The sequence below is a fragment of the Micromonospora sp. CNZ286 genome (genome assembly GCF_014207755.1).
This window is the reverse complement of the sequence record NZ_JACHIZ010000001.1, coordinates 5,842,091-5,854,223: the sequence shown is the minus strand read 5'-3', so window position 1 is coordinate 5,854,223 and position 12,133 is coordinate 5,842,091. Positions and strand designations below refer to the sequence as shown.

The 12,133-nt window shown below is 71.0% G+C and carries 13 protein-coding genes; 8 read left to right on the top strand and 5 right to left on the bottom strand.

Annotated features, from left to right (window positions below):
* Positions 1-50 precede the first annotated feature (50 nt).
* Complete coding sequence (locus FHX31_RS25920; protein WP_013284054.1) at positions 51-620, top strand: PH domain-containing protein; 570 nt, start codon at positions 51-53, stop codon at positions 618-620.
* Positions 621-676: 56 nt separating this feature from the next.
* Here FHX31_RS25920 and FHX31_RS25915 read toward each other — a convergent pair whose 3' ends face one another.
* Together FHX31_RS25915 and FHX31_RS25910 are read right to left on the bottom strand one after the other, a co-directional pair.
* Positions 677-1,372, bottom strand: coding sequence for a GtrA family protein (locus FHX31_RS25915; RefSeq protein WP_013474015.1), 696 nt, complete (start codon positions 1,370-1,372; stop codon positions 677-679).
* Positions 1,373-1,434: 62 nt separating this feature from the next.
* Positions 1,435-1,971 (bottom strand): GtrA family protein, encoded by a 537-nt coding sequence (locus FHX31_RS25910; protein WP_013284056.1) that lies wholly within the window; start codon positions 1,969-1,971, stop codon positions 1,435-1,437.
* A 490-nt stretch (positions 1,972-2,461) separates the two neighbouring features.
* Here FHX31_RS25910 and FHX31_RS25905 point away from each other — a divergent pair, with 490 nt between their 5' ends.
* The 4 genes from FHX31_RS25905 (at position 2,462) to FHX31_RS25890 (ending at position 7,255) form a co-directional block, all read left to right on the top strand.
* Positions 2,462-4,303 carry a phosphoenolpyruvate carboxykinase (GTP) gene (locus FHX31_RS25905; RefSeq protein WP_013284057.1) on the top strand — a complete coding sequence of 614 codons (1,842 nt, stop codon included), beginning with the start codon at positions 2,462-2,464 and terminating at the stop codon, positions 4,301-4,303.
* Positions 4,304-4,343: 40 nt separating this feature from the next.
* Positions 4,344-5,201: a hypothetical protein gene (locus FHX31_RS25900; protein ID WP_013474016.1), complete on the top strand. Its 858-nt coding sequence runs from the start codon at positions 4,344-4,346 to the stop codon at positions 5,199-5,201.
* 91 nt (positions 5,202-5,292) lie between these two features.
* Positions 5,293-6,453 (top strand): geranylgeranyl reductase family protein, encoded by a 1,161-nt coding sequence (locus FHX31_RS25895; protein WP_184977347.1) that lies wholly within the window; start codon positions 5,293-5,295, stop codon positions 6,451-6,453.
* Positions 6,454-6,484: 31 nt separating this feature from the next.
* Complete coding sequence (locus FHX31_RS25890; RefSeq protein WP_013284060.1) at positions 6,485-7,255, top strand: isoprenyl transferase; 771 nt, start codon at positions 6,485-6,487, stop codon at positions 7,253-7,255.
* A 157-nt stretch (positions 7,256-7,412) separates the two neighbouring features.
* Here FHX31_RS25890 and otsB read toward each other — a convergent pair whose 3' ends face one another.
* From otsB to FHX31_RS25875, 3 genes are all read right to left on the bottom strand, one after another.
* Positions 7,413-8,237, bottom strand: coding sequence for a trehalose-phosphatase (gene otsB, locus FHX31_RS25885; RefSeq protein ID WP_013284061.1), 825 nt, complete (start codon positions 8,235-8,237; stop codon positions 7,413-7,415).
* Between the two features lie 69 nt (positions 8,238-8,306).
* On the bottom strand, positions 8,307-8,660 hold the full coding sequence (locus FHX31_RS25880) for a hypothetical protein (protein ID WP_013284062.1): 354 nt from the start codon (positions 8,658-8,660) through the stop codon (positions 8,307-8,309).
* Between the two features lie 163 nt (positions 8,661-8,823).
* Positions 8,824-9,264: an XRE family transcriptional regulator gene (locus FHX31_RS25875; protein WP_013474018.1), complete on the bottom strand. Its 441-nt coding sequence runs from the start codon at positions 9,262-9,264 to the stop codon at positions 8,824-8,826.
* Between the two features lie 264 nt (positions 9,265-9,528).
* On the opposite strand from FHX31_RS25875, the gene FHX31_RS25870 reads away from it, so the two are divergent.
* The 3 genes from FHX31_RS25870 (at position 9,529) to phoH2 (ending at position 12,019) form a co-directional block, all read left to right on the top strand.
* On the top strand, positions 9,529-9,870 hold the full coding sequence (locus FHX31_RS25870) for a hypothetical protein (protein ID WP_013284064.1): 342 nt from the start codon (positions 9,529-9,531) through the stop codon (positions 9,868-9,870).
* Positions 9,867-10,292, top strand: a complete 426-nt coding sequence (locus FHX31_RS25865; protein ID WP_013474019.1) for a hypothetical protein — start codon at positions 9,867-9,869, stop codon at positions 10,290-10,292. Before FHX31_RS25870 ends, FHX31_RS25865 begins: the two co-directional genes overlap by 4 nt.
* Before the next feature lie 317 nt (positions 10,293-10,609).
* Positions 10,610-12,019 (top strand): RNA 5'-3' helicase PhoH2, encoded by a 1,410-nt coding sequence (gene phoH2, locus FHX31_RS25860; protein WP_013284066.1) that lies wholly within the window; start codon positions 10,610-10,612, stop codon positions 12,017-12,019.
* Positions 12,020-12,133 lie beyond the last annotated feature (114 nt).

Genomic DNA, 12,133 nt, shown 5'->3' with positions numbered 1-12,133 from the left:
GCGCCGACCGGTTACGGTCAGCGCGTCCGGTTCTGCGAGGAGGTTCAGCCGTGGCGTTCCCCGAAGACGTGCTCACCGAGGACGAGCACGTCGTGTTGCACCTGCACCCGCACTGGAAGGCCCTGATCCGGCCGGTCCTGGTGCTCGTGCTCGCCGTCGCGGCGGTCGTCGCCGGGTGGCTCCTGCTGCCCGACGGCAGCGGCGGCACGATCGCGCTCTACGCGATCGCGGTGGTCGGCCTGGCACTGGTGCTGTGGCTGGGTCTGTGGCCGTTCCTGGTCTGGCGCACCACGCACTACCTGTTCACCAACGAGCGGGTGCTGCTCCAGCAGGGGGTGCTGTCGCGTAACCGGCGGGACCTGCCGCTGACCCGGATCAACGACCACGCCATGCACCAGCGTTTCGTGGAGCGGCTGCTCGGCTGCGGCACGCTGACCATCGAGTCGGCGGGTGAGCGCGGCCAGTCGGTGCTGCACGACGTGCCGGGCGTGGACAAGGTTCAGACGAAGCTCTACGAGCTGGTCGAGGCGCACCACGACAAGCACAGCCTGGGTGACGGCGAGATGCGCGAGATCCTGGCCGACATGACCGAGGGCAAGGCCCTGCGCGACCAGCCCTGACGTTGACCGACGGAAAAGGCCGGCACCCCGTGTCAGGGGTGCCGGCCTCTCGTCGTTCAGCGGCGGGCGCGGCGGGGCTGGAGTTCCGCGGCGAGTTCGGCGTCCAGGTCGGCGCCGAGCGCGCCACCCAGTCCGGCGTCCGCCGGTGCGGGGCGGCCACGCGGTGGCGGGAAGTCGGCCACCCGGCCGGCGCCCGGAGCTGGTTCCTCCTCCTCCAGCTCGCTGACCGACTCGGCCAGCTCGGCCACCGGGTCCATCTCGGCGACGTTGTCCCACTCGTCACGCGGCACCGAGTGCCAGGTCTCCTCGGCGTGCTTGGGTACCGGCTGGAAGACGAACGTGCGGTACGACCAGAAGCGGAACAGCGTGGCCAGCAGGACACCGATGGTCTTGGCGACGTTCAGCGCGAGCAGGCCGTGTACGCCGAGGCCGTACTTGGCCAGGGCCAGGACGCCGAGTTCGATGAGCAGACCCGCGCCGTTGAAGAGGAAGAACAGGACGTATTCGCGCCGGAGTGCCGATTTCGGTCGATCACGGTACGTCCAGTGACGATTCATCAGATACGACGTGATCGTGGCGACAATCGTCGCGATCACTGTTGCCTTCAGCTGACCGTCACGGAAAACCGTGAGTGCCAGCGCATTGAACACCGCGTAATTGATGACGGTGTTGATGCCGCCGACGATGCCGAATTTGAGCGCCTCGTGGATGAACTTCTGCCAGCGCTCGGGCAGCAGACGGACTCCAGGCATGCGGAACACCTTAGGCAGTTGGCTGGGCCGGCTGGGCCCGGCGGGTCGGGATGGGCGGTTCGTCACGCCCCGGACTCTCGGTCGTGGCTCGTTGCCGGAACGGGAGGTGTTCCCGCCTCGACGAAGACGAACCGTCGGTACGACCAGAACCGGAAGAGTGTCCCCAGGCCGGTGCCGACGACGAAGCTGGCGATGTTGTCGGCCAGGGGCGTCTGGAACACCGCGGGCCAGATCGCGCCCAGCCCGTAGTGGCTGATCGCCAGGCAGGCCACCGCGATGCCGAGGCCGACCGCGTTGAAGAAGAAGAACAGCGCGTACTCGCGGGCCGGGTTCGACCGCTGCCGGTGCCGCCACGTCCAGAACCGGTTGCCGAGGAAGGCGACGGTCGCGGCGATCACCGTGGAGATGGTCTTCGCGGCCAGCGGTGCCATGTCCCGGCCGCTGGACAGGTAGTTGAAGAGGATGAAGTCCACGACGAAGGCCAGGCCGCCGACGGTGGCGAACTTGCTCAGCTCGTGGATGAGGTGACCGAAACGGTCGAGCAGTGCTCCGATCGGACCCCGGCGGGTCTGCGGAGCCCCCGGTTGGTCTCCGGTCATCGTCGCGGCCACCCGCCGAGAGTACCGGTTGCGCGGTAACCGGGCGGACTGCAACGGCGAGTCGGCCACGACGGCTTCGCCGCGGCCGTCGCGCTCGGGCTGCCGGGGTCGGAGAGGCGTCGCCCGTTCTCGATGTCCGTGAGCAGAGCGTAACGCGCTGTGCGAATCTGTGGAGCGCATCACGGAATCGTCTTTCGCGACATGTTCGTACGCTTCAACGCGATCGGGCGTCGCGGTCACTCGGTGCCGGACCCGGCCGTCGAAGGTTCACCGCAGGATTTGCGTGAAACTGCGCGCGAAAGCGGGTATCAGATCGTGATGCCGCAGCGTGGCCGTACCTTGTGCAGTTCTTCACAACCAGTCCCACTGACTGACGAGGCAGTCCGGTTTACGCTGAGCCCAATCCCAGGTTTCCACGAGGCGGCGTACCAGCCCGCCGGAACTCGTGCACCCCATAGATCGGTCAGCGTCGACCACAAGGAGAAGTGACATGGTTGCTCCGGCTGCTGTTCGGGGTATCGATCAGGCCCCGACGTCCAACCCCAAGCTGCTCGCCTGGGTACGTGAGGTCGCGGAACTGACCACCCCGGACCGTGTGGTCTGGGTGGACGGGTCTGATGAGGAGTGGCGCCGCCTCACCGACGAACTCGTCGAGAACGGCACCCTGATCCGCCTCAATCCCGAGAAGAAGCCCAACTCGTTCTACGCGCGTACCGACCCCACGGACGTCGCCCGGGTGGAGGAGCGCACCTTCATCTGCTCCGTCGACGAGGCGGACGCCGGCCCCACCAACAACTGGATGGCGCCGGCCGAGATGAAGCGGACGATGACGGAGCTGTACCGCGGCAGCATGCGCGGGCGCACCATGTACGTCATCCCGTTCTGCATGGGCCCGGTCGAGGCCGAGAACCCCATGTTCGGCGTGGAGATCACCGACAGCCCGTACGTCGTCGCCTCGATGCGGATCATGACCCGGATGGGGTCGTCGATCCTGGAGGCGATGGGCGACGACGCCGACTTCGTGCACGCGCTGCACTCCATCGGCGCGCCGCTCGCGCCGGGTGCGCAGGACGTGGCGTGGCCGTGCAACGAGACCAAGTACATCTCGCACTTCCCGGAGACCCGGGAGATCTGGTCGTACGGCTCCGGCTACGGCGGCAACTCGCTGCTCGGCAAGAAGTGCTACTCGCTGCGTATCGCCAGCGTGATGGGGCGCGACGAGGGCTGGCTCGCCGAGCACATGCTGATCCTCAAGATCACCTCGCCCGAGGGCAAGGTCTACCACATCGCCGGCGCCTTCCCGTCGGCCTGCGGCAAGACCAACCTCGCCATGCTGGAGCCGACCATCCCGGGCTGGAAGGTCGAGACCATCGGCGACGACATCGCCTGGATGCGGTTCGGCGCGGACGGCCGCCTCTACGCGATCAACCCCGAGTACGGCCTGTTCGGCGTCGCACCCGGCACCGACTGGAAGACCAACGCCAACGCCATGCGGACGCTGGACCGGGGCAACTCCATCTTCACCAACGTGGCGCTCACCGACGACGGCGACATCTGGTGGGAGGGCATGGGTGAGCCGCCGGCGCACCTGATCGACTGGAAGGGCAACGACTGGACGCCGGAGAGCGAGAGCCTCTCCTCGCACGCGAACAGCCGTTTCTGCACGCCGATCACGCAGTGCCCGATTCTGGCCGACGACTACTACGACCCGAACGGCGTGCCGATCGACGCGATCCTGTTCGGTGGCCGCCGCCGGGACACCATCCCGCTGGTCACCGAGGCCCGCGACTGGGTGCACGGCGTCTACATGGGCGCCACGCTCTCCTCGGAGACGACCGCCGCGGCCTCCGGCGCGGTCGGCGTGGTCCGCCGCGACCCGATGGCCATGCTGCCGTTCATCGGTTACAACGCCGGCGACTACTTCCGTCACTGGATCGAGATGGGCAAGGGCGCGGACGGCGACGAGGCCAAGCTGCCCAAGATCTACTACGTGAACTGGTTCCGCAAGGACGCCGAGGGCAACTTCCTCTGGCCGGGCTTCGGCGAGAACTCCCGCGTGCTCAAGTGGGTCATCGAGCGGCTGGAGGGCCGGGCCGAGGCCGTGGAGACGCCGATCGGCATGGTCCCGGCGCAGGACGCGCTCGACGTCGAGGGTCTGGACATGACCCCGGAGGACGTCCGGATCGCGCTGAAGGTCGACGCGGACGAGTGGCGCAACGAGCTGCCGCTGGTCACCGAGTGGTTCGAGAAGTTCGGGGACAAGCTCCCCGGCGTGCTCTGGGCCGAGCTGGACGCGCTGCGCGCCCGGCTGGACGCGGAGCCGCAGAAGTAACAGGTGTGCCTGTTGCCCCCGCCGGGCAACATCGGATGCCATGAGGACGGCCGCTGAACCTGTCGAGGTCCGGCGGCCGTCCGCCGTCCGGGCGCTCACCACGCTGCTCGCCGTGACCGCGGCGGCCACCGTCGTGGTCGAGCTGCTCAACTACTGGTACGCCCCGGAGCAGGAGTTCGGTCTGGCCGTACGCACCGGCTGGGCGATGCTCCGGTCGCTCGGCTTCCTGCTGCTGATCGGGCAGGTGAACAAGGGCCGGGTGGGTGCGCGGCCGTTCGGGCTGATCCTGGCCGTGACCACGATCTTCGCGGTCGGGCGGCTGATCGTGCCCCGGCAGGGGGTGCCCGCGCTGCCGGGCCTGGTCGGGTTCGCCGTGCTCACCGCGCTCTGCGTCGCCGTGGTGGTGCTGCTCTACCGCTCCGAGGCGATCCGCGCGCACCTGGTCCGGCACCGCAAGGGCCTGGTCGTCGAGGGCGGGACGATCGCCTGGCGGGAGATGGCGCCGAAGCGCCCGCAGGCGAACGGCTGGCTGCTCACCGCCCGGGTCGCGGCGTTCACCTACAGCCCGCTGATGCTGGTGCCGGCGCTCGTCGCGACCGGCGCCGTACTGGACGGGCGGCTGGCCGCCGTACCGGCATTGATCTTCTGGTTCGGCGCCGGCATCGCGGTCAGCTACGCCGTGCTGTTCTGCACCGCCTTCCTGCTGCGCGACCGGGCATGGGCGCGCCGAGCGCTGGTAGTGGTCACACTCGGCGTCCTGGCGATCGACCTGCCGCTGTGCTGGTGGCTGCTCGGCACCGACGGCCTGATCCGCGACGGCGCCCCCCTGGTCACGGCGGCGGCCCTCACCTTCTACTCCCTGCACCGCGCCACCCGCACCCCACCCTCACTCGGTTGACCATGAAGTTGGCGGCGGATTCGATCTCCTTCGCTGCCGTCAACCTCATGATCGTCGCCCAGGGCGGGGTGCGGCGGGGCAGGATGAGAGGGTGTGGGACGTCGTGGTGGTGGGGGCGGGGCCGGCCGGAGCGGCCGCAGCGCTCGGCGCGCGGCGGGCCGGGGCGGCGCGGGTGCTGCTGCTCGACCGGTCCGACTTCCCCCGCGACAAGGCGTGCGGAGACGGCATCGCCGCGCACGCGCTGGACGTCCTCGCCGAGCTGGGCGTGACCGGGGCGGTCGACGGCTACGCGCCACTGCCCGCGCTGCGCCTGGTCGGCCCCGGTGGCGGCACCGTCGCCCGGACGCTGCCCCGGCCCGCGTACACGGTGCCCCGCGAGGTGTTCGACGCACGCCTGGTCGCAGCGGCGGTGGCGGCGGGCGCGGAGTTGCGGCGACACACCGTACGCCGGGTGGACATCGCCGCCGACCGGGTGCTGCTCGACGGAGAGCTGTCCGCGCGGGCGGTGGTCGGCGCTGACGGCGCCGGATCGGTGGTACGGCGCGCGCTCGGCCACCCGGTCAACCCGGACCGGCACCTGGCGCTCGCCATCCGGGGCTACGCGCCCACACCGGCCGGGCCGCCCGAACAGCTCATCGTCACCTCGGCGGCGCGCTGGCCCGCGTACGCCTGGGCCTTTCCGATCGGCGACGGTCGCGCGAACGTCGGGTACGGGGAGGTGCTGCGCGGCGAACCGCTGACCCGCGCGCACCTGCTGGACCGGATGGCCGCGCTGCTCCCGGACGTCGACCCGGCCACGGTGACCGGCCTGCGGGCCCACCACCTGCCGCTGTCCACCCACCGGCCCGCGCCCGGCCGCGGACGGGTGGTGCTGGCCGGGGACGCGCTGTCGCTGATCAACCCGTTCACCGGCGAGGGCATCTTCTACGCGCTGCGCTCCGGAGCGCTCGCCGGCGCGGCGGCGGCCGGCTCCCCGGCCGAGGCCGCCCGGGCGTACGCCGCCGCGCTGCGCGCCCGGCTCGGCACCCACCTGCGGCACAGCTCGGTGGCGGCGTGGCTGGCCCGGCGGCGCCGGGTGGTCGACGCGGTGGTCGGCGCGGCCCGGCGGGACGAACGCGTCTACCGCACCGTGGTGGAGCTGGGACTCGGCGACGGCCGGCTGGACGCGCGCACCCTGATGGCGATCGGGGCGGACCTGCCGCGACCACGCCGGACCGGCGCACAGTCAGGTGATATGCCACCGAGACACTGATCTCTCCCGCGGGTCGCTACCCTGCAAGGTGATGACTCTGCGGAAACTCCTCTACTCCGTGTACGAGCGCCGGCTGACGGCGAAGCTCGCGGGCAAGCCCGTACCCGCACACGTCGGCGTGATGTGCGACGGCAACCGCAGATGGGCCCGGGAGATGGGCTTCGTCGACCCGAACGACGGCCACCGGATGGGCGCCGAGCGGATCAAGGAGCTGCTCCGCTGGTGCGACGCGGCAGGCGTCGGGCACGTCACACTCTGGCTGCTCTCCACCGACAACCTGTCCCGCCCGGCCGCCGAGCTGGACCCGCTGCTCCAGATCATCGAGGACCTCACCACCGAGCTGGCGGAGGAGGGCAACCCCTGGCGGCTGCGGATGGTCGGCGCGCTCGACGTGCTGCCGGCGCAGCACGCCGCCGCGCTCAAGGCCGCCGAGGAACGCACCCGCGACCGCGACGGCGGGGCTCAGGTCAACATCGCAGTCGGGTACGGCGGGCGGCGCGAGATCGCCGACGCGGTCCGCTCGCTGCTGGTGGAGCACGCGGCGAACGGCGGCACGATCGAGGAGCTGGCCACCTCGATCAACGTCGACCACATCTCCGAGCACCTCTACACGAAGGGGCTGCCGGACCCGGATCTGATCATCCGGACCAGTGGCGAGCAGCGGCTCTCCGGCTTCATGCTCTGGCAGAGCGCGCACTCGGAGTTCTACTTCTGCGAGCTGAACTGGCCCGACTTCCGCAAGGTCGACTTCCTGCGGGCCCTGCGCTCCTACGCCACCCGCCAGCGCCGCTTCGGCACCTGACCCCCGGGCGCCCCCACCCGCCGCCCTCTCGCCCCGCCCCGCCCTCGCCCCGGCGATCTTGCACTTTCGGCCCCGAGGGCGGGGCTTTTGCCCTGCTTTGCCGGGGCGGCAAGTGCAAGATCGCGGGGGAGAAACCGCGGGGGCGGGGGCGGGGGCGTCAGCGGAGGTGGGGCAGGGCGGCGGTGAGGAAGTCGGCCAGGGCGGCCGGGGAGTCCAGGGTCAGGTCGGCGGCATCGGCCACCTCGTGACCGGTCTCCGGGTTGGCGACGGCGACGCAGACACCGAGGAAGTCGGGATCGGCGGCGGCGCGGGCGCGCAGCGCGGCGAACGCCTTGATGTCGGAGACGTCGTCGCCGAAGTACCAGGCGCCACCGGCGTCCCGGACCGTCTCGCCGATCACCATGCCCTTGTCCCGGTCGACAGGGGGCTTCAGTTCCAGCACCATCCGGCCCGGCTGGGCGCGCAGGCCCAGCCGCTCGGCCTGGGCCCGGCCCCACTCCTGCACCAGGTCGCCGAGCTGCGGGGCGGTACGCCAGTGCAGCGCCACGGAGAGCCGCTTGAACTCGACGAGCGCGCCGGGCGGCAGTTCGGCGCGGGCCTGCTCGGCCAGCTCCGACATGGTCGGCACCCACGGCAGGGCGGCCGGCTCGGTGACCGTCTCGCCGCCGGAGTGGCTGTGCTCCAGGCCGTATAGCCCGTACAGGTCGATGCCGGCGAGGCCGCCGAGGTGGTCACGCAGGAAGTCCACCGGGCGGGCGGAGACGATGGCGATCCGGCGGACGTGCGGGGCGAGCGCCTCCAGCGCGGTGAGCACGTTGGGCGCGGGCCGTACGGCCGTGGGGTCGTCGTCGACGGGCGCCAGTGTGCCGTCGAAGTCGAAGAAGAGGACGACGTCACCCGCGCGGTCAGCGGTCGCACGCCAGGCGTGCTCCGCGTTCAACGGGGTCTTCGGCTGCTGGTTGCCCAGATTCAACGGCGGCACGCGCGTCAGCGTACCCCGCGCCGGGCGGCGTATTCGTGGCCGAGATGTGACGTCGGAACGACGTGGGGATCAGCGTTCGGCGGCTCCTCGTCCCCGGCGACCGAACGGCACCACGGCCGCCTCCTGCCCGTGGCTGAGCAGGTAGCCCTCCACGAAGCCGGTGTTGCGGTCGCCGGTGTGTGCCTCGATCTCGTTGAGCCGCGCCACCAGGAACTCGGTGAGCGCGCTGACCCGGTCGTTGAGCCGATCGTGCAGCTCGGCGACGACGGCGAGGATCACCGCGGTGCCGGCCGTGGTGAGCGCGAAGAGGTTGACGACCAGGGGAAGCTGCCCGCCGTCCAGTACGCCGACCACCACGTTGCCGGTCACGCACGATGTCAGCGACACCACCGCGACCACGACTGCCAACCATTTCAGGGTCATGGACAGACCCCTCCTTCTGTCCCGCAGGGCTGGGTTCGGCTGTGTCCCGTCCCCCCGCCGATGACGAGCCCCTAGCAGTACAAACGTGGACGCTAGCGGGTCCGATCCGTCCCCGAGGCGAAACGATCGGGTCCGACCTTCCGTTCTTTCGCCATCTGAGGAACTACCCGGCTTGTTTACCCCTATTTCGGACACCGCCCGGCAGAGTCGGGCGATATGCGAGGTAACGAATGGTTTCTCGAATGTGGAACTTCTCCGCGTCGGAGACGTTCGGATCGACCAGCCGGCGCAGCAGCGCCTCCACGTCCGGGTCCATCGGGGGCGGGGTCGGCGCGGTACGCGGTCCGGCGGCGCGGTCCCAGCCGAGCGCGGTGAACGCGGCGGCGGGGTCGAGCCCCAGCCCTTCGCAGAAGGCGACGACCCGTTCCGCCTCCGGGTCGCTGGCCCAGTCGCCGCGTACCCATCGGTTGATGGTCTGCCGGGAGACGCCGGTGCGCCGGGAGACCTCGGTGCCGCTCCAGGCCCGCAGTGCGCGGGCGTCGTCGAGCGCGCGCCGGACGAAGGTGGCGAACGCGATCTTCCGTGCGTTGGTCGTCTCGGTCACCCCGTGACGGTACGGCCAGTCGGTCCCTAGAGGACGGCTCGGCGCGCTGCTGTCACGCCGACGTGACGATGATCCGGGATTCCCGGTAAACGATTCAGTGCTGCTCCTGAGGGGTGTCACCCGGGCAGAATAGATGGACACGAGTACGGCGGCAAAGGCCTGAAAAGCTGATACTGTCACGCTCATGAGACAACTTACGGTGTGTCACGTGCTTGAGACGACGAGTGCTCACATGCGTCACTCCGCGGGTGCCGAGGGGGTTTCGTGACCGAGCTCGCGACACGTGCCCAGGCTTTCGGGCTGATCGCGGACGGAGTGTCCGCCGGGCTGAGCGCCCCCTGGCGTCTCTATCTCGCCCGCGGGTGCCGGTATCTCTCACTCAGCGTCGGCGACCGGGGGGAGTGGGACGCCTGGCGGACCCACCTCGGCTGCCCGGAGCTGAGCGTGCGGGTCTACGACTCCGGCGGGGAGATCCGCCGGGCGTCGGTGGCCGAGGTGATCCTCGACGGCTGCCGGATCAGCGTGGAGCTGGTCGAGGAGGTCAGCACCGACGATCTGGAGCGCCTGCTGGTGGTCGACCCGCTGCCCGGGGCGGACGAGCGATGACCCCCTTTCTCGCCGTGGTGCTCGTTCTCCTGCTCGGCTCCACCTGCTACGCGGCCGGGCGCCTGCACGGTCAGCTCAGCTACCGCATCGGCTACCGGTTCGGTTACCGCCAGGGCTACTTCGACGGTGACCGGGGCGCCTGGAACCGCCGTCGGCGAGATGCCCAGGCGGCGATCGCCTCGGCGCTGTCCGGTCCCGGCCCGACCGTGGTGACCTCGGCCGGGCGCTCGGCCGTGCCGTTCGCCGGCACCTCCGTACCCGCAGCGGTCGCCGCCCGGCCCGGCTCGGCCCCGGCCGTCCGCGTCACCGCCACGGCCCAGCTCGGCGCCGTCGGCCGGGTGGGCACCACGTACACCGGATCGTCGTTCGGCGCGGCCGGCGCCGGACCGCGGGCCGGCACGCTGGTGCGCCGCCAGGGCTGAGGCCCGCGCCGCGTCGCGGCGCCGCAGTGGACGACCGGCCGGGGTGCGCGCAGGGGGCATGCATCCCGGCCGGTTCCGGTCCGCCGGTCACTCGAACGGGTGTACGTCCGGCGAAGACCGAACGATGATCCACGCGCACCTCTAGCCCCGCGGCCCCGGTGCGATTAGCGTCTAGGCATGGCACGGGGTTTTCCCGGGCCAGCCGGACAGCCCGGACCTGCGTCCTCGCGCACGGGGCCCGCATCCGACCCCGTGTCCTCCGGGCACCGGAAGAGGCGGAACTCGGGTGGCCGGGTGCCCATCCGCGGAGCAGGCCTGTGACCACTCGCCGTACCCCCGCCGGAGCCGAGCAGACCCCGGCCTCGACCGCCCCGACCCGCCGGACCACCCGCAGCCGCCGCGGCGCCGCCGCCGCGGAGGCCGAGGAGCCCCGACCAGCCGGCCCGGCCTTCGTCCTGGACACCTCGGTCCTGCTGTCCGACCCGGCGGCCTTCCACCGCTTCGCCGAGCACGAGGTGGTGCTGCCGCTGGTGGTGATCTCCGAGCTGGAGGGCAAGCGACACCACCCCGAGCTGGGCTGGTTCGCCCGCCAGTCGCTGCGCATGCTGGACGAGCTGCGGGTGCGGCACGGCCGGCTGGACCGCCCGGTGCCCGCCAACGACCAGGGCGGCACGCTGCGGGTGGAGCTGAACCACACCGACGACGGGGTGCTGCCGCCCGGCTTCCGCAACGAGTCGAACGACGCGCGCATCCTGTCCGTGGCGCTCAACCTGGCCGCCGAGGGGCGTGAGGTCACGCTCGTCAGCAAGGACATGCCGCTGCGGGTGAAGGCGGCCTCGGTGGGCCTGCGCGCCGACGAGTACCGGCACGGTCAGGCCAGCGACCCGACCTGGACCGGGATGGCCGAGCTGGACCTGGCCGAGGAGGAGATCGGCCGGCTGTACGCGGGCGAGACGCTCGACGTCGACGCCGCGGCGGGCCTGCCCTGCCACACCGGCCTGGTGCTGCACTCCGGGCGGGGCTCGGCGCTGGGCCGGGTGCTGCCCGACAAGACGATCCGGCTGGTCCGGGGCGACCGGGAGGCGTTCGGTGTGCACGGGCGCTCGGCGGAGCAGCGGGTCGCACTCGACCTGCTGCTGGACGAGTCCATCGGCATCGTGTCGCTCGGTGGGCGGGCCGGCACCGGCAAGTCCGCGCTGGCGCTCTGCGCCGGCCTGGAGGCGGTGATGGAGCGGCGCCGGCACAAGAAGGTGATCGTGTTCCGCCCCCTGTACGCGGTCGGCGGCCAGGAACTCGGTTACCTGCCCGGGTCGGAGTCGGAGAAGATGTCGCCCTGGGCGCAGGCGGTCTTCGACACGCTCGGCTCGGTGGTGCACGAGAACGTGCTGGAGGAGGTCACCTCGCGCGGGCTGCTGGAGGTGCTGCCGCTGACCCACATCCGCGGCCGGAGCCTGCACGACGCGTTCGTCATCGTGGACGAGGCGCAGTCGCTGGAGCGGGGCGTACTGCTCACCGTGCTGTCGCGCATCGGCCAGGGGTCGCGGGTGGTGCTCACCCACGACGTGGCCCAGCGGGACAATCTGCGGGTCGGCCGGCACGACGGGGTGACGGCGGTGATCGAGGCGCTGAAGGGGCATCCCCTCTTCGCGCACGTCACGCTCAGCCGATCGGAGCGTTCTCCGATCGCCGCCATGGTCACCGACCTGCTGGAGGACATCCCTGGCTGAGCGCCGCTTTTGCCCTACTTTGCCAGCATTTTTGGGGTGACGCAGATCACTTTTGAGCCCGGCCATTTCCCACTGGCCTCACTGTGCGCAATGGTGTCCATCGAGCGTCACCTA